Source organism: Methanococcoides orientis (assembly GCF_021184045.1).
GTDB lineage: Archaea > Halobacteriota > Methanosarcinia > Methanosarcinales > Methanosarcinaceae > Methanococcoides > Methanococcoides orientis.
Genome location: NZ_CP073710.1, coordinates 1386506 through 1410719 on the forward strand (window position 1 = coordinate 1386506; position 24214 = coordinate 1410719).

Below are 24214 nucleotides of genomic sequence, written 5' to 3' on the forward strand. Positions count from 1 at the left end.
ATTATTGCAGTTGTATATAAACGTGGTTAAGTACTGAAGGAAGATGCAAGGTTTTGGCAGTACCGTGGATAACTGTGTGGATATGGCAGTAATATAGTGTAGGAACTAAAACCCACAAATATTATTTTAGAAATATTCAATTGCAGATTTTTTAATTTAATTATAACTATCAAATTCTGTTGGGTTAAATTCGAAATGTCACCCTTGAGGCAATCAGTTTCAAAATGGATATCGCACATATCTCCTAAATTCGACCATCGTTTTGTGAAAAAAGAATCTAAATATTATGATCATGTAGTCAACAAGTTCTTTTTCAGTTCGATGATATGGACAGAAAATATTAATACTGTGTCTTAGTTAGAATATAATGCAACATCGCAAAGATGTTAGCGGGGTTCAGCCAGTCTTGACGGAATAACTGAAACCCCAAACCAAAAGGCAAGGTTAGCTTTTGAAGTTTACACTATATAAGCATAGCTTTGCCTCTGGATTACTGAAATGAGGTATAAGTAAATGTATAAATTGAAAAGAAATGCTATTTTTACGATAATGCTACTGATGTTAGTATCGTTTATTCCAATGGTAAGTGCCCAGATAGAAATATCGTCTGATAGCTCAAATGCTGAACAAGTTACCATAGAACTAAATCAAAAAGATGGAGTTCTGATAATTCCTACAGATGAGAAATATATTGCTGATTTAAGCAGAACCGCTACAACTGAAAAATTAGCAGGTGCATATTTCTCAGGTACTATCGATGAGAACAATCTTGTAACTCTTGAAGGCGTAATTACGATTGATGGAAATAAAGAGAAAGTTCAATTATCCGGTGAAGCAACCCAAGTGTTCATAGGATGGGATGTACCAGAAGGAGGGCTTGCCCATAAAGTCCTCTTGACTACAAACTACGCAATTTGACTACAAAGTGTTACACTTGACCATAAACTCAAGAAATCAGCAACTTGCAATGCCCTTGTTTTTCTGAAAATGGTATCAATTTCAAAAATTCTTCGACAAGGAACACAGCATCCGTGTTTATATAAAATTTTAAAGAAGAATTGTAGCTTCTGATTTTTTGACCATAAAGTCAAATTTTGACTATAAATTCTCTCTGTCATATGTGCGGCAACAGTTTATGGATTGAACTATTCATTTTGTCTGAAAAATGATTCAAATAAATGCAAAGCTATTGATGTTTTCCCATGGATATGACCAAACCAGGATCACATCCAGTTGACAAAGGTCGGTTAGCTCCCACTCTTATATTCTACATTTTTTAAGCAAATGCGCTATTGGTTCAACATCTATATTCACACAGTTAACATATTTGTCCGATGTATTCATATACTTCCAACTAAAATATATTGCCAATGTTGGGGAGTTGTTATAGATGCAAATGAGAATTAAGCAAGTTATATTAGTTTGTTCAATAACTGTTTTGGTATTAGTAGCAATCTTATCCCAAGTGCCGTTTTATTCTGAAAACAATGATGAGTCAGCGTCAGTGGAAGAACCCATGGATGAAGTCCATACAGATGAACCCGTGGGAGAGGAGCCAAGGGACGAAAATTTGTTTGAAACTGATATCGCAGTGACACAAGGGAATTGTGTCAGTGCGTTGTATCCCTTACGGAATGGGGATATTCTCAAGCTTTCGGACAATTATGAACTCACAGCAAGGCACATCGATGGGGTAAACAAAGAGATTGGTATAGAGTTCTCGGAAAACGGTGTAGTGGTCAACGATGAGAATCTAACAACATCGAACAGTGATGAGACTTGGGATATTTGTTTCTTCCAAGAAAATGAATAGCTGGTGTATAAAGTCAATTTAAAGTATATATACCAACATCAAGAGGGTGATGTAGCCATGGTTCACATTAATTTTCCATCCCCGATTCCAGAAGAAGAAATACCAATATTGGAATCGAACGTAAAGGGTATACCAGGAATTGATTATCCTGAATATGGTATTATCATGTATATGGAAGGGTAAGCATGGAAATATTTGGTATCGAAAGCAAGTGGATTGTGTTCTTTTGTATAGGCATCTTCACATTTTTCTTGAGCGGATATATTCTAAGAGGCATACATCCACCCACAAATGCCTTTTTGATGTTGCTTGTATACTGGGTGTTATTTGGTACTGGGATACTGGCCTATAAGGAAAGATCGGCTGGATTTGTAGCAAAGGCGTTTGTCATTTCATTCATGGCGTTGCTTCTGATCTCTGTAGGTTTTTTTGCGTGGAGTGCACACCGTCATACGTATTCAACAGAGATTGATGCTGATCGTTTAGACTTTGTGCCCGAAGAATTTGTTGTTGTGACCGAAGAAGAGTTGAACGATTACCCTGCTCTGAAGGAAGCCATTGAGACCCAAACGTATGTGAAAGCAAATCCTGGCGAATGGACACGGACCATTGAATTCCTCGATTCAAAGGGATCTAGTGTTATTAAAGTGGGAGATGCGTACTATCAGATTGGTTTTACAACAGCATGAAAAAAGTCTGCTGTGTACGAAAAATCGATTTGTCCGATAATTCACATTTTTGTCCGAAAAATGATTCAAATAGATGCAAAGTTGTTGACGTTTTCCCATGGAAATTACCTAGCCAGAATCACAGCCAGTTGACAAAGGTCTGTTAGCTCCCACTCTTATATTCTACATTTTTAAGCAAATACGGATATTGGTTCACCATCTATATTCACACAGTTAACATTTTTGCCCGATGTATTTATCTACTTCTAATTGAAATATATTGCCGATGTTGGGGAGTTGTAATAGATGCAAATGAAATCATGCTACATATTTTACATTGCGATGGCAATTGGTTTTTTAACTATGGTCACAGGTGGTGCTGCGGCAGATACAATTACTGTCGATGATAATGGGAGTGCAAACTATACTAACATACAGGCAGCAATTGACGCTGCAAACAATGGTGATACTATCCTTGTTTATCCTGGAATATATTCAGAATACGTTGATGTGAACAAGGAGTTAACGATAGTTGCAAAATCAGGAAATCTAGGAGACACCATTGTTCAAGCCATAGATTCAAGTGATTATGTATTTCATATAACTGCAGACGAAGTAAAGATCAGTGGATTTTATGTGAAGGACGGCGTTGAACGTTACTGGGAGGATTCCGTACCTGGAATCTATCTCGATGGAGTTCATAATTGTGTCATTAACAACAACCAATTCTCCAATGTTTTTTATGGACTCGTTCTTGAAGCATCCAGCAACAACACATTGAGTAACAATATTGCAACATACAACATTGGCGGCATCCATCTTATCGATTCAAACTACAACATACTAGACAACAACGCCGCGTTGAACAACTCTGAGAATGGGATCCTTCTGGAACATTCTACATACAATAATCTGAATAAGAATAATGCCTTTAACAGCATTCATGGAATCCGCCTTACCAATTCCGAGAACAACTTCCTGAGTTATAATACCGTATCAAACACTACTTGTGGAATCTATTTTGAGGCATCCGATAACAACACCTTAGACAATAATATCGCATTGAATAACTTTATTGGGATACGTCTTATTGGATCAAGCTACTGCACATTGAAAAATAACACTGCATCAAATAATAAAGATGGTATCTACTTGGAGAGTTACTGCAACGATAATATTCTCATCAATAACAATGTATCGAATAATCATGCTGGTATCTCTTTGAGAGGGTATAATAAAAATAACACTTTGGAATATAACAAGGTAAATTCAAATGAAAAATATGGAATAGTTCTCTTTTCTTCTAACAATAATAAGCTTAGAGATAACACTGCATCAAACAACGACATAGGCATCTTCCTTAAGTTTTCTCATTGGAATCTTCTGGAAAATAATGATGGCTCGAACGAGAGGTACGGTATATATCACAGTGCTTCCAAGTACAATACTTTGAGTAATAACAATATCAAAGGCGAAGTTTTTTTGAAGGCATTAGCGTTTGTGTTCTTGCTAATACTAATTATGCTTAGTACCTCATATTTGCTCAAAGATAAAATTGGCAAGAAGAAATCGATTATCTCTGTTTCAATGATTTTGTTACTTCCACTTCTACCTGCATTGATTGGAGTTATATATGAACTACATTTGCTGGAAACAATAATTTCTATTCTCCTGTGGAATTACTTGTTTATAAGATTCCTGGAATTCGGCCTGCCTGCAGCAGTCATAATTTTTTATGGATATACAACGGAAGATAAGCTTTTTTCAACGCTTTCAGGGGTATTTCTAATCCCTCTTTTCTTCATATATGCAGATATTCTTTTGGGAATGCTCGATCCCCAATCTATAATGAATCTTGGATATTGGTTGCAATGGAATGCAATTGTTGATGTATCTCCATTTATGGTACTTTATGGATTAATTGGTTATTTTGGAGCAAGAAGAACAAAACTATCCCTTATAATTTCAATTTGTATTGCTATATTCATTCTCGTTATAATCAGCGGAATCGATTGAAAGGAGTGTAAGTAGATGCAAATGAAATCAAGTAACGCAATCTATATTGCGATAACAATTGTCTTTTTGATAATAACATCGAGTAACGTGACAGCGGATACAATTATCGTCAACGATAATGGAAATGCAGATTATACTACCATTCAGGCAGCCGTCAACGCATCAACCAATGGTGATACAATCCTTGTTCATCCAGGGAAGTATTCAGAAAACATTGATGTGGACAAGGAGTTAGCGATAGTCTCTGAATCTGGAAATCCAGATGATACGGCTGTTCAAGCAGCAGACTCAAATGATTCTGTATTTCATGTGACTGCGAATAACGTAACAATCAGCGGATTTAACATAACAGGTGCCAATAGCACTGAAAAAAACAGTCCTGCCTATGGAATATATCTTGATGGAGTTCCTGTATTTGTTCCCGTAAAGGATACTGAGGTCCAAGGTTGTATTATTACTAACAATCGATTGTTCAACAATAGCATAGGTGTCTTTTTGGAGGGATCCAGCAATAATGTACTGAGTAATAATACTGCATCAGGCAACCGTATCGCCATCTTTTTGTCGAGTTCCAACAACAGCGAACTGAGTAATAATGCTGTACTGAACAATGAAGGAGGCATCCTTATGTATGGAGGCTCTAATAACACATTTAACAATAACAACATTTCGAACAACGGGATTGCTATTGTTTTGCACTTTTATAGCAACGACAATACGTTTATCAATAACAGAGTTTCGGACAACGAACATGGTATCTACATTAGAGAAGCCTCAAATCTCACACTTATAAATAACACTGCAAACTTCAACAAACGTGACGGTATCTACCTTGATTCTTCTCATTACAACGTGCTGGAAGGCAACACAGCAAATTCAAACGGTGAACATGGAATCTATCTTAATGATTTTTCCTGGGGCAATTATCTGGGAAACAACACTGCTTCGAATAATGAGCACGGAATCCTGTTGTATTATTACAGCGACCATAACTCATTGATCAACAATACTGCAAATTCGAACGAACAATATGGTATATATCTGAATGAAATCAGTAACAACAGTATCGAGGGAAACACTGCAAACTCGAACAAAGTACATGGGATATACCTTAAGTCTTCCACCTTCAACACGATTATTAACAATACTGCAAACTTGAACGACTATCACGGTATCAACCTCAATCAATCCAATAATAAAAGAGTGAATACCGATATCGTGACACATGATTTCAAATATTGCAAGTTCCTTGAAGATTCCAGCAATAACAACACCGTAAGTGGAAATCATCTATTCGACAATGGCAAAGGTCTCGTTGCAAATGTTTCTGAAAATAACATTGGTATCAACTACATCAACGATAGGGGAATTACCGAGATGCCTTTTATCGGTTCCGTGTTGACATTGATCATGTTGGGAATCGCATTTATGTTTATGCGAAGAAAATGAGATGCAACAGGATTAATTAAGAAACTGTTGATGGGTGGCAGTTAAAGCGAGGGGATTTAATGTATTTTATTTTTTGTCCAAAAATTGATGTTGTTGTCCAATAAGTGTCCTATTTTTCGGACAAAGTGGCAATATTGATGAAATTTTAATATTGTACATTTACAACCAAATGATGATTTTCTGTCCTTGTAATAGTCGGAAATAGTTTGCCGATATGCGATTTGACCATAAAGTGGGCTATTTGACTATAAAGTGGGGCATTTGACCACAATGTAGGGGACTTTATGGGCAAGCCCCCAGAAGGAGCAAAACCCATTTACACCAAAGTCGGCAACAGGACAATGACCCGCTATGAAGGAGCAACAGAAATGTATGCAACATATGTTGATCTTCAAGATAAAGAAGGAATCTATAATCTGCATGGAGAATTCTATGAAGATGGTCATGGTGGATTTGTTGGGACTACCATAATCGATGGAAGAGAATGCCAGATTGGGCTTCGTGGCGACTCAATCAGTATGTATGAAAATGTACAGCCAGCTGTAACAACTAAAAGCACTAGTAAATTTTTGACTGTCCCTCAGAGGAGTCAATGGGAAATCTACTATAATCAGAATGATTTAGATGCTGCTGGCCAAGCATGTGGTGAAACATCTGCTGCAATGCTTGATGAGTACTGGACCGGCATCCATCCATCGATATGGAGTATCTGGGTTTTTAATGGTTGTGATCCAATGAATGCCAATGAAGCACAAGATTATTTGGATTACCAAGGAGTATATTTGACCAGAGGACTAAAAACAGGATCATTTTATGATACAATTGATGAAATAGAAAGCATGATTGATGATGGAAGACCTTTCTATCTTACAGAAGAAAGTAGATGGGGAACTTGTCATGCAGTAGTTCTTAGAGGATACTATGATTCAACCCTGAATCCATACTTCAAGTTAAATGATCCAAACACTGTAAATGGGGAAAATACAATGTATTGGCTCAATACAGATGATACTACCTTCAATTATGAAGAAAATGTCTATGAATACACAGGATCAACTGATACTTCATCAACTGGGTATTCATATTTGGGTTAAGAGCACGGTAAAAATTAGAAAGTGAAACATTGTTTCACTTTTATCTTTATCAATGCAAATATAGGATGTAGTCATGAAACTTAGAAGCATAAATTTCCCGCTGAAAAGAACCCTTATTGGTTTAGGCATTCTGACAGTAATGTCTTTGATCGTGATCGTCGCCTGGTACTTCCCGTTTGAGTCTGATCTACCTGGAAGCAATGTTTACATTGAAAACACAGAGACTAATGCTATTAAAATAAACGAAACGCATTCAAGAGTTACTCTGTCAATGGATCTCACTTACTTGTACAAGGACTCCTTTCTTCACACCAATAAAGGTGATATGACAGATAGCTTACCTGTTATTATCCAGATAAAATCCTCGTCTCCAATTAATGGAACATATATTGATAGAAATGCTCATCTGGAATTCGAAGAAGAGACCGTTTTACACTATCAGGAAACTGACTCATATGAATGTACCTTCGATCTGGAATCTGGAAAGGATTATTACATATCGATCGATGTATTGATTAAAGAAGAATTTGACAATCCACATCCATATTATGGAGAATCCAGATTGGATTTGTTAGGTGGCCTCCTGATTGAAACTGACTTAAAGTGATAAGCAAGATCGATTATGTTAATTGATGGTTGGAAAATCGGATCATGAAGAAGCTGAACAATCGCGAGAATAGCCAATACCCATACACCAACGTACAACAACCAACAATCTAAAAAACAATCACCTGCCGGATTTTACCTACATATTTATCAATGATGGACTATTATCAAAACGGCAGGAGATTAACATGAGCACACGCGAGTATATGCTTGGAAACGTGGCGATCGCACGCGGTATTGTGGAAGGAGGAGGTAAAGTTATCTCCGGGTATCCCGGTACGCCTTCTTCTGAGATCGTTGATACGTTATCTGCAATGAAAGAACGTGATTTTTACGTTGAATGGTCAGTTAATGAAAAAGTTGCTATGGAGGTTGCTGCAGGAGCTGCCATGACAGGTGTGCGTTCTGTGGTGACAATGAAACACGTCGGTCTAAACGTTGCAGCAGACCCTCTTATGACACTTGCCTACATGGGCGTCAAGGGTGGAATGATCATCATTGTCGCTGATGATCCTGCATGTCATTCATCACAGAATGAACAGGACACACGCAAGTATTCCGAATTCTCACTTATGCCATGTCTTGACCCTTCCACACCACAGGAAGCAAAGGACATGATCCCATACGCATTCGAGCTTTCCGAGAAGTTCGAGATCCCTGTGATCTTCAGGCCAACAACAAGGATATCACACGGCAAATCCGAGATCGAGCTCGGAACAATAACCGACCACAAGGTAGAGGCAAAGTTCGAGAAGGACACCTCACGCTGGGTAATGGTACCAAGCAATGCAGTAATTCGTCACCCACACCTTCTTGGAATACAGGAAGGTATCATGGAAGAGCTTGAGAGCTCACCATGGAACGAACTTACTATCAACAAGGATTCAAAGATCGGTGTCATCGCATCAGGTCTGGCCTCAGTATATGCTAAGGAAGCAATGGAGAACCTCGGTCTGGAAGCATCCTTCCTGAAGATCGGAGCATATCCTGTTCCTGAAGGTCTTATCAAGAAGATGTACGAGCAGTGTGATACAGTGCTTGTGATCGAAGAGCTTGAACCAATAGTCGAAGACCGCTGCAAGGTCCTCGCAAAGGACATCGAAAGCCCTGTGAAGATCCTCGGCAAGACAGGCGGATACGTCCCAAGGGTCAGCGAGCTCAACACCGATGCCTGCGTAAGGGCAATTGGAAAAGCATTCGGCATCGAAGTCGATGTTCCGGAGATCGCTGAAGCAGAACTTGAACTTCCACCAAGGCCACCAGCACTCTGTGCGGGATGTTCACACCGTGCTACCTACCATGCAATGCTAAAGGTCTTCGGCAAGAGAGCTGTGTTCCCAAGTGACATCGGTTGTTACACACTCGGTGTACAGAACGGAACCGTCGATACAACACTCTGTATGGGTGGCAGTATCACCGTTGCATCAGGCATCTACAATGCAGGCGAGAAGCAGCCTATCTGCTGCTCCATTGGAGATTCCACATTCTTCCATACAGGTATCAACGGACTGCTCAATGCTGTCTACAACAAGTCCAACATCACAATAGCCATCCTTGACAACCGTATCACCGCAATGACAGGACACCAGCCAAACCCTGGCATGGGACTCACATCCACAGGCGAGCCTACAAAGGAGATCGACATGGAACTCCTCTGCCGTGGACTCGGTGCCGAGTTCGTGGAAACCGTTGACCCATACGATGTCAAGGCAACCGAAGAAGTGTTCAAGCGTGCAAAGGACTTCGAAGGTCCTTCCGTGGTCATCACCAGACAGGCATGTGTCATCCACGCTCGCAGAGCAGGTGTCAGACGTGTACCTTTCAAGGTAGATACGGAGAAATGTATCGGATGCAGAATGTGCGTCAACCTCGGATGTCCTGCAATCGAGTTCGATAAGGAAACAAAGAAAGCACATATCAATGCAATGTGCACAGGCTGTGGACTCTGCAGTGTGACCTGCAAGTTCGATGCTATCGTGGAGGTGCAGAAATGAGCAGCAAAGCTTCTGAATTCGATCTTGTGATCTCAGGTGTCGGTGGTCAGGGAACCATCCTTGCATCAGACATCATCGGAAGATCAGCAGTCCTTGAAGGAAAAGGCGTAAGAGCAGCAGAGACCCACGGAATGGCACAGCGTGGCGGTTCAGTTGTCAACCACGTCCGTATCGGATGCGAACTTGGTTCCATGATCCCACTCAAGGGTGCAGATTGCCTCCTCGCACTTGAGCCGGTGGAAGCCCTCCGTTACATCGAGTACCTCGCAGACGACGGTGTCATTATCATGAACACCGAATCAGTCTACCCGGTCACTGTCACAACAGGAAAGGCAACCTATCCATCCGTTGACAGCATCGTGGAAAAGCTGAAGGAAACACATCGTGTCATCGCTTTCAACGCTACCGAAATGGCAGCAGAGGCCGGAAGCAGGCAGGCAATGAACGTCGTGCTTGTCGGAGCAGTCTCCAACTTCCTGCCGATTAAGACAGAAACTCTGCTTGATCGCGTTAAGGAAATGGTCCCTCCAAAGACCATTGACACGAACGTAAAGGCTTTTGAAACGGGAAGAAGCATGGTCAAGTAAGACCATACTTCAATTTCTTTTTGTTTTTAAGACCAGAGATGTACACCATCAGGACAGAGGACTTCAACCTGGATTATACGCTTGACTGCGGCCAGGTATTCCGCTGGGACAAGAACGGAGACTGGTGGACAGGCGTGGTCAACGGTGCAGTTGCCCGCATAAACCAGGACCCCAAGACAGGTGAACTTCTGGTCGATTCATCCCTTGATGAAGATTTCTTTTATCATTACTTCAGGCTCGACGACGACCTGCCCGCGATATTCGAGCAGATCAACAAGGACGAGCACATGGACATCGCGATCAACAAGTATCGCGGATTGCGCCTGATTCGCCAGGACCCGTGGGAATGCCTGATCTCCTACATGCTTGCCACCGCTTCGAACATCCCGAGGATAAAGAAGAACATATCCATGCTTTCAGCAATGTTCGGAGAAGAACTGGAAGACGGACTCTACAGCTTCCCAAAACCAGAAGACCTTGCAGCAACCTGCTATGATGATCTTTGTGAATGCAAGATGGGATTCAGGACAGCCAGAATAATCAAAGCAGCAAATGTTGTTGTCACCGGGGATATCGTTCTTGATAACCTCTTCAGACTTGACTATCATGATGCGAAGAAGGAACTGATGTCACTGGAGGGTATCGGCGAGAAGGTAGCTGACTGTATCGTGCTATTCGCCTTTGACAAGATGGAAGGTTTCCCTGTGGATACACATGTGGAAAAGATTGTCAGGACCTACTATGGCGACGACCCGTTCTTTGAAGGCAAGGCCACCAAGACAAAGATCGGGAACTGGGGAAGACACTATTTCGGGAAATACTGCGGCTATGCCCAGCAATATTTGTTTTACCAGAAGCGTCTCGAGGGGCTTATCTGATCCTACTCAGTATATTCCCACGCTGTTCAAATAATTTGGTTAAAATTACCCCGATTGTTAAACCATAGTTGCTGCCCTATACAAAAGTGAGATGGTTCGAATCCAACCCCTCGCAGAATACTTCGGGGATATATATAACGCGAAAAAAGTGTACGCTTAAAATTTATCGAACATTGAATTTTACATTATTTATTCATTGTGTGTATTTGACCAAGATTTTGATATAAACCATTGACTTATTATATTAAGTTCCATAGTTACTGTATGGAAAATTCTATAGAACAAAAAGATAAAATTAAAAATGATGATGATGACTTTATGGATGATTATCTAAAAGACGTTTTTTTTGATGTCATATTTTTTGAAGAAATGGAATCTTGGTTTTCAACAAACTTTTTTTTATGCGATAATTGTATTAATGAATTCAAGAAAAAATACAAGGGCATTCATTTAGCGGACGGCACACTTGAACTGAATATGATACCGTTAGATTGTTTTTATCACGGAACTTTGTTATTAAAATATTATACGTCTGACGAATTTAAAAAATATTTGAAGGGCATTTGCTGTCCTTTTTGTTTTCATTCATTAGAATACAGTATTTATCCTTATGACGAATTTGTGCTTGATACTGAGAAGTACCAAGATGATATTGAAAAAATATCGATAATAGCTGCATCCACCCCATTTTTACTGATGACAAATTCCTTGGCAAAAAGCACTTTGAATTTAATTAAGAAACTTGCAGATCTTTCCACTGCCACAAAAATGAACACTAATGTTTACAGGGGTAGAGTTACTGAGAACCCAGATATCCTGTTAAATCCTGATGAAATGGAAGCTGTACCAGATTCCAAAGCTTTTGAAGGTAGGTTTAATCACTTAGCCCATGGACACTTATATGTTGCAACATCAAAAGAAATCTGTAGCAAAGAAATTGATCCCACTCAAACGAAATCAAAATGTATTGCGACAATTAAGCTGTTAAATCCATTAAAAATACTAGATTTAACAGACTTTCATGGGTCTTATATTTACAATAAAGGATTAGATGAGGATTTGTATAAGGCAATCCTTACTTCTGCTCTTATATATAATTCTCCTTCTGAAAACTCTTGGGAAAAACCAGAGTATGTATTTACGCGTTTTGTTGCTGATTGTGCCATCTTTGCAGGTTTTGATGGAATCAAATATAAGAGTAGATATGATTTTGAAGGAGCTAACTATGTAATATTTAAGGATAAATCCAAAGAAGACTTTAATTGGGATTTTATTTACTTAATCGAAAAAGTGGAGTCAATGAACTAATTTAAGGATTGAGTAGTATGGATGAAGAGGTAAAAAGAAATGATATTGGAAATATGCTTTTTGCATCAGGTTATATTTCAGAATATAGGTACTTAAAACAAGTGTTGCTTGAAAAAGAACATGATGATATTCAAGATGTTTTTTCCAACCTCAAACAATCGCAACATGAAAATCTAAGGCAAATGATTGAAATTGAAATGATTATAAATGCCGTTCAATATTGTGGGGAATTAGCGGCTTTTGCAATTTGTGTAAAAAATAAGAATCTATTAAACTTTATGAAAATAATATCTTCATTGCCAGAAGCATCAATAAAAGATTTTTTTGACAAAGTAATGAATGCCGATGAAAAACTGCTTTTTAGGTATATGGGCTACCATGAAATAGACATAAAATACGAAGATATAGGTCGATATATTCGTAGTTGTAAACGTTATCAAGAAGATATTTTGATATTATCTGAATTTTATAATCGTTGGTACAATCTCTATACTGCTTATAAGCATGGTCTTAGGATTATCCCCTCTTTTAATGAAAAGAATGGGAAAAAAATAATTATGGAAGCTTGCAAAGACAATACGATGACCATTTATGAAATTCCAGAAATGTGGTGGCTCAAATCGATAGAAATAACAGAAACAATAAAAAAAATCTATGCAAAATTATATGTTCCTTTGATTAAACTAAAACTAAGTGATTTCCTGAATATTTCTCTTGATAATGATTCTATTTCAACATCAATAGAATCTACTGAACTTCCTGATCCAAACAGACCAATATCTTTCTCATCCACTATATCTTTACCATGGTGGATTCATGAACCGAGAACACCAAATCCATTTTACTAAAAAAGAAAAACTTCATAAAAATAATAAATGTTGGGTATAACCCTCAACATTTCTAGAGATTCTTATTCAACTGAAATCTGCATGCGGACATTCTTCAGGGTTATGGTCCCATTCACAATTGAAATAATGTTCACAACCTTCACATATGCTTTCCAAAAATTCTAGAGTTTCTCCCATTTTAATCACTTCATATTTTTGTAAGTAGTGCTAATTATACCTTGCTTTTTATATATTCATTTCTGAATGCAGATCTTGGTTCCAAAATGGGTAATATGGAAACTTCACTGGTACATTGCTTCTAAAACCTTTTTCATCTCCTTCGTATTCGTTTTAAAAATCCCTTCCATTACCCTATCTTTCAGTTTTTTCAACGTACTCCTGTATTTGATCCCAATACACCTAGCTTCAGCAGGAGTAAGCCCTAGAATGAATTTTCTAATCATTTCAAAATCATGATATATCTCAACGTGATTGCTCTCAAGCTCCTGCATTTCGACCTTATTAGCTTCCTTGCCAATATATACACACCCAGTAGTCTTTAAGTGCCTTCTTTGCAGCACACCAACATCTCCTTCAAACTTAGCTTCAGGATGATTGATGTAATCCAGGAACACATCACTTAGTAGCTTCCAGTATTGCCTTCCTTGAAGTGTATCTCCTGTATTGTAGTCAATAAACTCTTTCTCAATTGCAACCTGTGGATTCTTGTTGAAAGGAGCAAGAGGCTTTACCTTCTCACCACCCTCATTGATAGATGCACCATTACCAACAAGCATAAAGTTGAAAGGCTTGATTCTTTTATCAAATGGTTTCCCTTCATTCGTTTTTTTGAACCGTCTCAGGACTGTTCCCGTTGAAACTGCAAGTTTTGAGATAACTGCATAGTTCTCATATTTCTCCAATATATCAGGTAGTTCTTCAGGACGGAAATGATGCCTGAGAATGTCTTCCCACAATCTCTTATGCCATTGGTCTCCTTCCTGCAATTCCCTCTTGAATGGGTTTGTAATATGTCCTAAACCATGTAGTTTGTAGAACAGTTTCTTCCCTTCAGGAATGATGATCTTATCTCCAACTTTGTGGAACAAGCAATATCTCTTGGAACTGATTCCATAGAACCAGATATCTTCCATCCCATCCTCTATTTCTAGAATCGGCTTATCAAAATCATAAGGATTTAATGAATCAAATAGATGGCTTAATTCTTCTGCGAGATAAGGGGGAACAAAGATTGAATCTGTATCCATGTAAGCGTGAACTTCTCCTTTGTCCAGCACAAACCTTTCAGCAATCGCAATTAATAACCTTGCTCCTGCTGTAATGTTTGCTCCGATTATAGGATTAAAGAATTTACCTGGCTGTTCATATTTGCCTTCAGACTCAAATTCAACATTACTGTACACATCCAGTTTTTCTCCATCCTTTGGATGCATCTCAATATAAATTCCGTATGTAGTAGAATTATTGAGGATTTTCAAAGCTCTCTGCTGAGCGTCCAGTACATCATATTCATGAGAGTCCTTGGACACTTTCTTCATTTCCCTTTTGATCTCCTGCCTGCGTTCAACAAGGACTTTGATAAGATTATCTTCCTTTGGGTTTACATGAACCCCATAGACCTCCGATTCTTTGAGATCTTCCTGTATACCTTCGGGAATGAACCTGATAGCTCTCTTAATTTTAGGAGACTTGCCTGTAAGCAGCTTTGATGCTAAAATATCAGGGAGGAAGTAGTACATCGAATCATTCGACGTTAAGTAATTAATGCCGATATTGAACGTTCCATCCTCCCCGCCATACTTCGTCCTAACGGGGAAAATATCGCCATCAGGCTCGATTTCAACAACGACGTTCAATTGCTCCCACATATCGCCGTCGAGTGCATCATCAAAGGTGAATGTCTCGATTAATCGCCGAACGTTCTCTGTATCGTCGGCGTAATGAATCTTGTCTGCTATGACAAATTTCCAGAGATCAAGAAGGAGTGTTACTGTTGGATACATACTGAAGAAGTCCAAAACTGTGGCTTTTGTAGGCGTTTTCCTTATCCTACATTCGCATCTCCCTCCATAGTAGGCACTCATCAGATTTCCGAGAATTTCAGAAGGAAACTCTGGATTTTGTTGCATAAAAGGAGTTATATTGAATTGATTAAGTGCCTGTTTTCCAAGAGATGCAGCAGAGTAAATATCAGTCATTGGAATGTCCAACTGATACCTTTCATACTCCTGCCTTACTTTTTTGAATAGCTCGTAAGTGGACTTTACGTCTTTTATGTTGTAATCAATGTACTTTGGAGTGATTTTTCCATGCTCAGCTGTTGCTTTTTTCTTAATTGGAGTATCAAATATCTCACAGGCTTTTTCAAGTGTAAGTGACTTGTTGTCAGTCAAAGTACAAGCTAAGTTACTTATATCTAGAAAATGTCCTTTGAAAGTTTTTTCCTTTCTGTACTTTCCCTTTGCCCTGGTAAACTCAACATTGTATGATCTCCCAGTCAGATGCTTTATGCGTAGTCTTGGGTAAGTCGTATCTTCACTAAGTACGAGGGAAAAACCATCCTTGCCCGAATATCTACCATGACCATAATCAAGAATAATCCGTGATAGATCAAAGTTGATATTATAACCAATACAGAGCGTTTTCTTTTCATAGACTTCCAAATAAAAGAGTTTGATGAACTCTTTAAGGGAGAATAAACGTATGTTGTACTTTTCTGCATACATCTTCAGTACTTTATACTCTTTTTCTGAAATGTGCCTCTTGTCCCAGAACAATCCTGCATATTGATATATATCATTCTCATGTACCATGAATGAGCCAAATTTCAAGTTAAGGAATTCATCTGCTGTTGTTTCTGTATCAAAAGTGAGAACTCTGGAAAAATCAGGAGTTTCCTGCTTATGCGTGGAAAAGGATCGTTTCTTCTCATCTTTTTTGGTTGAGAAAGTCCTCAATGCAGCATTATTCATTTTTTAGCCCCTCATATCTTTTATTTATTAGATCAATTTCAATCTCAGCCATCCGTTTACTTAATGCTGCATGCGAAAGTCGAACATAGTCTAGTCTCTCCTCTAACGGTAATTGTTTTGATCTGAATTTTGGAGGAAGTTCATTTTGAAAATGCGTGACAGCAGCGTGACAGTTCAGACAAAGAACTCTAGTTTCATCCGAAAAACCTCTTGTGGAAATGTGATGATTTTCATAAATCTTCAAAGCATAAGGATTGGTTTCTCCACAAATTTCACAGATGCCGTTTTTAACAAGCTGTTCAGTCTTAGCCTGTTGTTTTATCTGTGAAATAAAATCCTCGTTGGACAAACCGCTCCCTCTTTGAACTAGAGCTGTTTAGCTTCTGTCGTCGTATATTGGTAAAAGCTCAGGATTTTCGATCTGCAGTTTCAACTCATACAACTTTTCAAGATCGGTTTCAAATGGGTAATCTTTTCCATCTGCTCCCTTTATTGTGACACCTTTGAACGCTTCAAGTTTTTTTGCAGGTCCTGTTATTACAGCAATCCTGACAGCATTGAGATACTTGCTGATAAGAGATGCATCTCTTGAGCTTTTGATTACAACACTAATCCTTTTACCATTGGAGTAGAACCATCTCCCCCTCTCAATGCTGTCTGTTTTTGTTGCAATCCAACGACCATTCTTTTTATAAACGGCTTTTCCAAGATGCTTTAGAGCATCCTGCACATTGATTCCTTGTTCCTTTGCTGCTGATGTGAGGGATTTACCTTTCCTCATGTCATTCAATGTGTAGAGTGCCCTTGTTCTCATTTCTCGCTGTTCAGGAGAAAGCTTGTTAAAAGGACTAAAAGCAGGTGCAATATCAGATACCCTCATTTTACGGAGGGTAGTGAGCGTAGCTGATGGGTTCAGGGTATGTTTCCTGATGATCTCTTTTGCATACCTGGTATCTCTTGGTTGAGCCTTTAGCCATTCGCCATAGGTCCGATACTTTTCAGAAAATTGCATTCGGCTCATTTTTCAGCCTCCAAGAGCCTAATAAACGATGTCCTAAGGACCTCGGCCTGAGAGCATCCATATTCTTTTGCTTTCTGTTCTAGCTTCTCCTTGAGATAAGGAGACATTGTTGTTAGAATTCTTATTGTGTTTGTCATCAGGCTATAGTAAGTGACACTTAAACTTAACTACTATGATATCATATTTGATATTGATATTAGGGTATGATGATATTATGAATGAATATAATGATTTGAAATATCTACAAAATGATATTGACTTTGAAGAAGAAGTCATTCAATATTTATCAGAACATGGGTACGCACGAAGAGAATTGCTGATAGCCACCCTTATGAAAAGTCACACTAAACCAGATTCAAATGGTTATGAGAGAATTGAAGCTGGCTATAGCAAACCAACAATTAATCGAAAACTAACTCGAATGGTCAAGGAAAAAACAATCTTAAGCCTCGATTATAATGAATTGCAGAGATATCGTTTTCCAGAAACTGATAAGCGTTCATCTTGTCTAATTTTACCTAAAACGTTGAAATTAAAGCAACATCTAGATTCGCTTTTTACTGGACTAGAATCTAAGAATGACCTCTATAAAAAGATGGTATTAAAAGATTTAGATCGCTATGGGGATCAATATATTTTAGATTCTAATCAACTGGATTCCCTATTAAATATTTTTGATTCAAAGGATGATGAACTTGTAGATCGATTGTTGAATTTATTATACCAATATGTAATAGACAAAGAAATAAAACCACTTGATGAAGACAATTTTTTGTTTGCATTGAAGTCTTTATTAAAAAGATATCCTATAACTCCAAATGGATATTCAATGCTTAGAAGACGTATTCTTCAGCTACTAGCATATTATAAAGACAAAACTATAATCGATCAGCTTGTCGAAGATACGAAGGATGATGACGTATTCAATTCTGTTAAAGACGGATATAATCATGAATTGATTTACCCAATCATTGAAGAATTCAATACACAACTTTTCAATCTTGAATTTGAATTGAGAAGTGAAGGCAAAAAAGATCAAGCCAAATTCATTTCTGAACTTCGAGATAAAGCTCTGAATTTCATAGATGATAAAACTGAAACACAACCAAGGGGGCTTGCTTGATATGAAGCTTCTACTTTTAAATGGTCACGGAATCAACATGCGTGTTGATGGTGCTAAACTTCACATTAAGGATGGAAGATTCTCAACCACTGAAGAACCGGAGGAGTATGTATTCTCTCCAAAGAGGATTGATGTTGATAGCATAGTAGTCTATGGACAGACGGGTAATATCACGTTGGATGCTATCAGATGGTTGATTAAGCACAATGTCCAAATTTCAATTCTCAATTGGGACGGAAAACTGTTGACAACAATGCTTCCTCCTGAAAGTACCAATATAAAAACCAAGTTTGCTCAATATCATGCATTTGAGAATCAAGAAAGTAGAATTAAGATAGCAAGAGGCTTTGTTGAGGCGAAAGTTGATAAATCAACAGTTGTCCTTGATTTCCTAAATCAACGATATCCTACGGTTGATTTTAATTTTTCAGAGGATATTGATAAACTAAACAACATCAACTCAATCAGAGATATTTTGGGTGTTGAGGGTGGTGTAGCTTCCAAATACTGGAATGAGTTCTTAAAAGTTATACCTGAGAAATGCGATTTTAAATCTCGACTTAACCAGAGCGGGAGGGCCATAGGGGCAGGAGATATGGTAAATGCCATGCTTAATTATGGATACGCATTGTTAGAGGCGGAGTGCCTGAGGGCCATTAACTCTGTGGGCTTAGATCCTCACGTGGGTTTTTTGCATGAAATGAACCCTAGCAAGAATAGTCTGGCTTATGATCTTCAGGAACTTTTCAGATTCCTTATTGACCTTGCTGTTCTTAACGTGATTGAGACGAATGGTATTGATAAGAAAGATTTCATTAGGACAGACAATTATTCATTGAGGCTCAGGCCCAGTGGAGCTAAGAAACTGACTGAAGAGATCAATTTGTGGTTCAACAAACGAGTAAGATATCAAGATAAGATGTTAATGTGGAATTATGTTATTCTCCTGAAAGCTAGGGAATTAGCTTATTATCTAACAGGTAAACGAAAAGAGATTGACTTTTTGGAACCACAATATGAGACAAAGCGACAGGATTCAAGCGACATCCGAAAGAAGATACTTAGTATTTCATATTCTGATTGGAAAAAGCTAGGATTTTCAAAAGGGACATTGCATTATATGAAGAAAAATGCTGAGGCAGATAAGCCTTTTACGCTTAACGCTCATGTAAGAGAACGCTTGGATCAATGGGAAAAACTTGCCCCATATGCTTAATTTATGAGGGTTTGGTGTCTCGTTTCTATGAACATTAAACAACAATTCTAGGAGACACATGCGACAAGTGAAAAGCGAAAGTGTAAGCGACAAAAAAAGAACAATTAAGAATCTCAAGCAATTCCTTGAGCTTCTGCAAATTCTCATTAAATTATACCTACTGATTTTAGTACGTGCTTTCAGAGAATCTCGGGATATTGAAGGGGGGAGATTTGTGCAAACTGAACAATGTGTATCCCTTTAATAGTTTTATTTTTAATGTATTCTAGATAATATTCAATGATTTGCATTCAGTATATTTTAAATTGGGAAGCAGTGTCTATTTAAAAAATGAATAAAACAAGAGAAAGAGTTAAAAATATTAAAGAATATCCTGAAAGAAAATAATAGAGCCAAAGTGAATTAAATTCATATGTCAAGAAGGATGATTAAAATCATTCCAAGGATTATTAAATGAATAAAATAATCCAAATTTAATTTATAAAATGTATTTATTGACTAATTTTACCACAGAATAATACTAACGGATTGAGACTATGGAAGAAAACGAAAAATTCTTAGAAGACCTTGACAACAAACTCTGGACATCCGCTGACAAGTTACGTTCCAATCTTGATGCTGCTGTCTATAAGCACGTAGTTCTTGGCCTTGTTTTTCTTAAATATGTTTCTGATGCATTCGAAGAGCGACGAAAAGAGCTTCTAGAACAATTCAAAGACCCTGAGCATGATTATTATTTAGGCGGGGATGAGGAATTAGAGACTGAAGAACTGGAAATCCGGGACTATTATACTGAGAAAAACGTCTTCTGGGTACCGGCACTGGCTCGCTGGGACACATTGCAAAGTTGTGCCAAGCTTTCTTCTGGTGCAGAGATTAACATCAAAAATGAAAAGATTGATACTTATAAGATGGTAAGTGTGGGTCGTCTTCTTGATGATGCAATGGAGGCAATCGAAAAAGATAATCCAAAACTTAAAGGTGTGCTAACTAAGGATTATGCACGTTTGCAGATTGAATCCGGTAAGCTTGGGGAATTAATAGATCTTATTGCTACTATACCTTTTAGACACAAAACTCTGAAGGCAAAGGATATCCTTGGACATGTATACGAATATTTCCTTGGTGAATTTGCTAGCGGAGAAGGGAAAAAGGGAGGGCAGTATTACACTCCAAAATCTATAGTAACTCTTATTGTTGAAATGCTGGAACCTTTCCAGGGTAGAGTATACGACCCTGCTTGTGGTTCAGGTGGTTTCTTTGTCCAATCGGAACGTTTTGTGGAAGAACATGGTGGGCGTATTGGACAATTATCGATATACGGCCAGGAATCAAACCCTACAACTTGGCGACTTGCCTGTATGAATATGGTTATCCGAGGTATGGATTTTGATTTTGGGAAAGAGTTTGCTGATACTTTCACTCGTGATTTGCATCCAGACCTTCGTGCAAATTACATCATGACCAATCCACCTTTTAATATGAAAGAATGGGGTGGAGAGTATTTGAAAGATGACCCTCGGTGGAAATATGGTCTGCCCCCCACTAATAATGCCAATTTTGCATGGATGCAGCATATGATTTATCACCTTGCACCCAATGGTAGCCTGGCATTGTTGTTGTCTAATGGTTCCATGAGTTCCAATACTAATAATGAAGGAGTGATTCGTAAATCTATAATCGAAAGTGACCTAGTGGAGTGCATGATAGCATTGCCAGGGCAACTCTTCACGAATACTCAAATTCCTGCATGTATTTGGTTCCTGACTCGCAACAAGGAAGCATATAACGAAAACCGAGCACGTAAGGGAGAGACATTGTTTATTAATGCCCGTGATCTTGGTTATATGAAGAATCGTGTTTTACGTGATTTTGATTATGATAAAGATATTCTTCGTATTGCCAACACTTTCCATGCTTGGAAAAAAGGAGATGGTTATGAAGATGAACCTGGTTTCTGCAAATCTGTAGATATAGACTACATCCGTAAGCATGAATATGTACTTACTCCTGGTCGCTACGTTGGAGTGGCCGATTTGAAAGACGACGTTGAACCTTTCGAAGAGAAAATGGAAAAGTTGACCAAGGATTTGTCCAAACAGTTTAAAGAATCAGCACAATTAGAGACTAATATCAGAGTAAACCTTCTAAATGTGGGGTATGAGATTGAATAATAATGATTCCAAATCATATCCACTTATTCCAATTGGAGAGTTATTGGAAACAATTATTGATTATCGAGGGAAAACACCACCCAAATCTACTTCTGGCATACCGGTACTTACAGCTGCTAACGTAAGAAATGGACGAGTCATATTAGATAAGTGCTCTTACGTTTCCCAAGAAACGTATGATGAATGGACTACTAGGGGATTCCCAAAACCAGGTGATGTTCTAATAAGCACTGAAGCACCTGTAGGTGAAGTTGCTTCATTCCCAGGAGACAGAACTTATCTCATTAGTCGTCGTTTGATAGCTTTAAGAGGAAAGGAAGGAGAACTTGATAATGATTTTCTGAAATACTCCTTGCTTTATACCAGGAACAGAGATTTGCTTTTAGCTTCGACTCGTGGATCTACTGTCCCACGTGTTCTTAAAACTGATATCACAAACTTGGTAATTCCAATTCCTCCTTACCATGAACAAAAATTGATTTCTCAAATTCTTAATACATTTGATGAAAAAATTAAACTCAATAAGATAATGAACCAGACACTTGAAACTATGGCTCAGGCCATCTTTAAGTCTTGGTTTGTGGACTTTGACCCTGTTAAAGCCAAAGTCAATAATGAAAACACCGAATCCATATGTCGTCGTCTCTACTTAACACCTGAAATGCTTGCTCTCTTCCCCAACAGCTTTGAAGAGACAGCAATGGGTGAAATGCCGAAGGGTTGGAGCATGAAAACTTTGGCAGATATGATTTATCTAACTCGTGGAAAATCCTACAAGAGTAGTGAATTGCAGGACTCTGATACTGCATTAGTGACTCTCAAATCATTCAAGCGTGGGGGTGGCTACCGACCAGATGGACTTAAACCATATAGTGGCCAATATAAGTCGGACCAAGTAGTTCAACCCGGGGAATTGATTGTAGCTCAAACAGACGTAACTCAAAAAGCTGAAATAATTGGTAAACCTGCGCTTGTGCGGCAGGATCAACTCTATAGCACTTTGGTTGCATCATTGGATACAGTAATCGTTCGGCCGATTGAAGATCGCATTAATATTCCCTTTCTGTATTGTCTTTTCAGAACAAATGCCTTTCAAGCCCACACTTATGGACACTCAACAGGCACCACTGTTCTTCACCTTAGCAAGCAAGCAATCCCTAGCTACGAGTTTATATGTCCGCCGAAACAATTGATGGATAAGTTTTCTATAATTGTAGATTCTGTGATCACTAAAATTGATGCTAATGAGCAAGAAAATAAAAAACTAGCTGCTATCCGTGATCTTTTATTGCCAAAGCTTTTTTCCGGAAAAATACGAGTGAACTCATCTGAGGTTGTTTAATGGATAAACTGAGACAACAAGAAAGCCTTATTGAGCAAGCACTTCAGCTGTATTCTGAGAAATACAATAATAATAAAGAATTTAATGACTATTATGACAGCTTGGTGATTTCTTTGGACCAACTGGGCTTAAAAAATAGTCTTGTGCTCTTCTGGGGGGATCTTGACTCTTACAACAACGAAATGGCTGAATGGGAAAACCAAGAAATTGAATCCCAACATGCAGATTGTAAAGAACTATTAAGTTCAGGTAATGCTGACCAGACCTTACTATTCAAGGATGTTATCGAAGCCGTTAGACGTCGACGAATTGTTCCATTTGTTGGTGCTGGCTTTTCTAAATATATGGGCATGCCACTTTGGCATGAAGCACTACAAGAGATACACGACAAACAACGTAACCCACAATGTGATGTGTTTGATAAGTATTTGAATGAAGGCCATTATTTGGATGCTGCACAACTTCTCGCTGACAAAGATCAAGATGTCATGAACAATTTCATAAGAACAAAATTTCGTGTCCAAAAAATAGAAGGGCCAGTCCAACTTTTACCAATGATTTGCAACGGATGTGTTGTGACCACAAACTTCGATGATTCAATTGAAGAAGTGTTCAAGCAGGCGGACAAAGGATTCGATGCATATATGCATGGCACTCAACAACACACATTTTTTTCGCGACTTGTTAAAGGGGATCGCTGCATACTGAAAATACATGGTGATGCAGATGATAATCCAGATACGTTTGTTTTTACACAAAGCCAGTATGAAAATGCCTATGGGAACCCATTCGATTTTACAAAATCATTACCCAAAGCTTTAAGGCAAATTTTTGTAAGTAACTCCCTTCTTTTTGTTGGTTGTAGCCTTGATCAAGATTGGACTCTGAAGTTGTTCAAGGCGGTACGGGATCAAGATGAGTATGAATTGCCAACTCATTATGCTATTCTGGAGGAACCACCTCAAGAAGAAATACTAGAAAAAGAAGCTGATCTCCTGAAATGCAATATTCACCCAATCTGGTATCCTGCAAAAGAATACGATTCTGTAGAAAAGCTACTAAACTTAATAATTGATGCAGTGAATGGTCGGATTAATCTATAAGC

Annotated in this window: 21 protein-coding genes; 18 read left to right on the forward strand and 3 right to left on the reverse strand. The window is 38.3% G+C overall.

The window, feature by feature from the left end; translation table 11 throughout:
* Positions 1–513 precede the first annotated feature (513 nt).
* The 13 genes from J7W08_RS06640 to J7W08_RS06695 all read left to right on the forward strand — a co-directional run bounded on the left by J7W08_RS06640 (position 514) and on the right by J7W08_RS06695 (position 13261).
* Entirely contained in the window at positions 514–918 is a 405-nt protein-coding gene (locus J7W08_RS06640; RefSeq protein WP_233083762.1) for a hypothetical protein, read from the forward strand.
* A 472-nt stretch (positions 919–1390) separates the two neighbouring features.
* Entirely contained in the window at positions 1391–1813 is a 423-nt protein-coding gene (locus J7W08_RS06645) for a hypothetical protein (RefSeq protein WP_048204899.1), read from the forward strand.
* A gap of 57 nt (positions 1814–1870) precedes the next feature.
* A complete protein-coding gene (locus tag J7W08_RS12235; protein WP_259370102.1) occupies positions 1871–1996 on the forward strand; it encodes a hypothetical protein in 126 nt (41 codons plus the stop codon).
* Positions 1997–1998: 2 nt separating this feature from the next.
* On the forward strand, positions 1999–2502 hold the full coding sequence (locus J7W08_RS06650) for a hypothetical protein (RefSeq protein WP_048204901.1): 504 nt from the start codon (positions 1999–2001) through the stop codon (positions 2500–2502).
* A 285-nt stretch (positions 2503–2787) separates the two neighbouring features.
* The gene (locus J7W08_RS06655; protein WP_048204902.1) at positions 2788–4497 is read left to right on the forward strand and encodes a right-handed parallel beta-helix repeat-containing protein; all 1710 of its coding nucleotides are present in this window, start codon (positions 2788–2790) and stop codon (positions 4495–4497) included.
* 15 nt (positions 4498–4512) lie between these two features.
* On the forward strand, positions 4513–5946 hold the full coding sequence (locus tag J7W08_RS06660; RefSeq protein WP_048204903.1) for a right-handed parallel beta-helix repeat-containing protein: 1434 nt from the start codon (positions 4513–4515) through the stop codon (positions 5944–5946).
* A gap of 284 nt (positions 5947–6230) precedes the next feature.
* Positions 6231–7040, forward strand: a complete 810-nt coding sequence (locus J7W08_RS06665; RefSeq protein WP_233083763.1) for a C39 family peptidase — start codon at positions 6231–6233, stop codon at positions 7038–7040.
* A 73-nt stretch (positions 7041–7113) separates the two neighbouring features.
* Positions 7114–7647 carry a hypothetical protein gene (locus J7W08_RS06670; RefSeq protein WP_233083764.1) on the forward strand — a complete coding sequence of 178 codons (534 nt, stop codon included), beginning with the start codon at positions 7114–7116 and terminating at the stop codon, positions 7645–7647.
* Positions 7648–7834: 187 nt separating this feature from the next.
* Complete coding sequence (gene iorA, locus J7W08_RS06675) at positions 7835–9640, forward strand: indolepyruvate ferredoxin oxidoreductase subunit alpha (RefSeq protein WP_233083765.1); 1806 nt, start codon at positions 7835–7837, stop codon at positions 9638–9640.
* Positions 9637–10227, forward strand: coding sequence for an indolepyruvate oxidoreductase subunit beta (locus tag J7W08_RS06680; protein WP_233083766.1), 591 nt, complete (start codon positions 9637–9639; stop codon positions 10225–10227). The genes iorA and J7W08_RS06680 overlap by 4 nt, the downstream gene beginning before the upstream one ends.
* A gap of 38 nt (positions 10228–10265) precedes the next feature.
* Positions 10266–11105, forward strand: coding sequence for a DNA-3-methyladenine glycosylase family protein (locus J7W08_RS06685; protein WP_233083767.1), 840 nt, complete (start codon positions 10266–10268; stop codon positions 11103–11105).
* 264 nt (positions 11106–11369) lie between these two features.
* The gene (locus J7W08_RS06690; RefSeq protein ID WP_233083768.1) at positions 11370–12413 is read left to right on the forward strand and encodes an RES family NAD+ phosphorylase; all 1044 of its coding nucleotides are present in this window, start codon (positions 11370–11372) and stop codon (positions 12411–12413) included.
* Positions 12414–12430: 17 nt separating this feature from the next.
* Positions 12431–13261: a hypothetical protein gene (locus tag J7W08_RS06695; protein ID WP_233083769.1), complete on the forward strand. Its 831-nt coding sequence runs from the start codon at positions 12431–12433 to the stop codon at positions 13259–13261.
* 281 nt (positions 13262–13542) lie between these two features.
* Here J7W08_RS06695 and J7W08_RS06700 read toward each other — a convergent pair whose 3' ends face one another.
* From J7W08_RS06700 to J7W08_RS06710, 3 genes are read right to left on the reverse strand one after another with little or no spacing between them, the layout of a single operon-like run.
* A complete protein-coding gene (locus J7W08_RS06700; protein WP_233083770.1) occupies positions 13543–16233 on the reverse strand; it encodes a DNA polymerase domain-containing protein in 2691 nt (896 codons plus the stop codon).
* Positions 16226–16582 (reverse strand): hypothetical protein, encoded by a 357-nt coding sequence (locus J7W08_RS06705; RefSeq protein ID WP_233083771.1) that lies wholly within the window; start codon positions 16580–16582, stop codon positions 16226–16228. Before J7W08_RS06705 ends, J7W08_RS06700 begins: the two co-directional genes overlap by 8 nt.
* Before the next feature lie 27 nt (positions 16583–16609).
* The gene (locus tag J7W08_RS06710) at positions 16610–17254 is read right to left on the reverse strand and encodes a hypothetical protein (protein WP_233083772.1); all 645 of its coding nucleotides are present in this window, start codon (positions 17252–17254) and stop codon (positions 16610–16612) included.
* Positions 17255–17468: 214 nt separating this feature from the next.
* Here J7W08_RS06710 and J7W08_RS06715 point away from each other — a divergent pair, with 214 nt between their 5' ends.
* The 5 genes from J7W08_RS06715 to J7W08_RS06735 all read left to right on the forward strand — a co-directional run bounded on the left by J7W08_RS06715 (position 17469) and on the right by J7W08_RS06735 (position 24212).
* Positions 17469–18377 carry a hypothetical protein gene (locus J7W08_RS06715; protein WP_233083773.1) on the forward strand — a complete coding sequence of 303 codons (909 nt, stop codon included), beginning with the start codon at positions 17469–17471 and terminating at the stop codon, positions 18375–18377.
* 1 nt (position 18378) lies between these two features.
* Positions 18379–19593 (forward strand): CRISPR-associated endonuclease Cas1, encoded by a 1215-nt coding sequence (cas1, locus tag J7W08_RS06720; protein WP_233083774.1) that lies wholly within the window; start codon positions 18379–18381, stop codon positions 19591–19593.
* Between the two features lie 536 nt (positions 19594–20129).
* Positions 20130–21767, forward strand: coding sequence for a class I SAM-dependent DNA methyltransferase (locus J7W08_RS06725; protein ID WP_233083775.1), 1638 nt, complete (start codon positions 20130–20132; stop codon positions 21765–21767).
* A complete protein-coding gene (locus J7W08_RS06730; RefSeq protein ID WP_233083776.1) occupies positions 21760–23109 on the forward strand; it encodes a restriction endonuclease subunit S in 1350 nt (449 codons plus the stop codon). Before J7W08_RS06725 ends, J7W08_RS06730 begins: the two co-directional genes overlap by 8 nt.
* A complete protein-coding gene (locus J7W08_RS06735; RefSeq protein WP_233083777.1) occupies positions 23109–24212 on the forward strand; it encodes an SIR2 family NAD-dependent protein deacylase in 1104 nt (367 codons plus the stop codon). The genes J7W08_RS06730 and J7W08_RS06735 overlap by 1 nt, the downstream gene beginning before the upstream one ends.
* Positions 24213–24214 lie beyond the last annotated feature (2 nt).

Bases quoted from the DNA above. Each gene is read 5' to 3' on its own strand.
- J7W08_RS06725 (WP_233083775.1), top strand. From the start codon at position 20,130: ATGGAAGAAAACGAAAAATTCTTAGAAGACCTTGACAACAAACTCTGG.
- J7W08_RS06710 (WP_233083772.1), bottom strand. From the start codon at position 17,254: ATGAGCCGAATGCAATTTTCTGAAAAGTATCGGACCTATGGCGAATGG.
- J7W08_RS06700 (WP_233083770.1), bottom strand. From the start codon at position 16,233: ATGAATAATGCTGCATTGAGGACTTTCTCAACCAAAAAAGATGAGAAG.
- J7W08_RS06695 (WP_233083769.1), top strand. From the start codon at position 12,431: ATGGATGAAGAGGTAAAAAGAAATGATATTGGAAATATGCTTTTTGCA.
- J7W08_RS06660 (WP_048204903.1), top strand. From the start codon at position 4,513: ATGCAAATGAAATCAAGTAACGCAATCTATATTGCGATAACAATTGTC.
- J7W08_RS06685 (WP_233083767.1), top strand. From the start codon at position 10,266: ATGTACACCATCAGGACAGAGGACTTCAACCTGGATTATACGCTTGAC.
- J7W08_RS12235 (WP_259370102.1), top strand. From the start codon at position 1,871: ATGGTTCACATTAATTTTCCATCCCCGATTCCAGAAGAAGAAATACCA.
- J7W08_RS06715 (WP_233083773.1), top strand. From the start codon at position 17,469: ATGAATGAATATAATGATTTGAAATATCTACAAAATGATATTGACTTT.
- J7W08_RS06645 (WP_048204899.1), top strand. From the start codon at position 1,391: ATGCAAATGAGAATTAAGCAAGTTATATTAGTTTGTTCAATAACTGTT.
- J7W08_RS06650 (WP_048204901.1), top strand. From the start codon at position 1,999: ATGGAAATATTTGGTATCGAAAGCAAGTGGATTGTGTTCTTTTGTATA.
- iorA (WP_233083765.1), top strand. From the start codon at position 7,835: ATGAGCACACGCGAGTATATGCTTGGAAACGTGGCGATCGCACGCGGT.
- J7W08_RS06735 (WP_233083777.1), top strand. From the start codon at position 23,109: ATGGATAAACTGAGACAACAAGAAAGCCTTATTGAGCAAGCACTTCAG.
- J7W08_RS06680 (WP_233083766.1), top strand. From the start codon at position 9,637: ATGAGCAGCAAAGCTTCTGAATTCGATCTTGTGATCTCAGGTGTCGGT.
- J7W08_RS06670 (WP_233083764.1), top strand. From the start codon at position 7,114: ATGAAACTTAGAAGCATAAATTTCCCGCTGAAAAGAACCCTTATTGGT.
- J7W08_RS06655 (WP_048204902.1), top strand. From the start codon at position 2,788: ATGCAAATGAAATCATGCTACATATTTTACATTGCGATGGCAATTGGT.
- J7W08_RS06640 (WP_233083762.1), top strand. From the start codon at position 514: ATGTATAAATTGAAAAGAAATGCTATTTTTACGATAATGCTACTGATG.
- J7W08_RS06690 (WP_233083768.1), top strand. From the start codon at position 11,370: ATGGAAAATTCTATAGAACAAAAAGATAAAATTAAAAATGATGATGAT.
- J7W08_RS06665 (WP_233083763.1), top strand. From the start codon at position 6,231: ATGGGCAAGCCCCCAGAAGGAGCAAAACCCATTTACACCAAAGTCGGC.
- cas1 (WP_233083774.1), top strand. From the start codon at position 18,379: ATGAAGCTTCTACTTTTAAATGGTCACGGAATCAACATGCGTGTTGAT.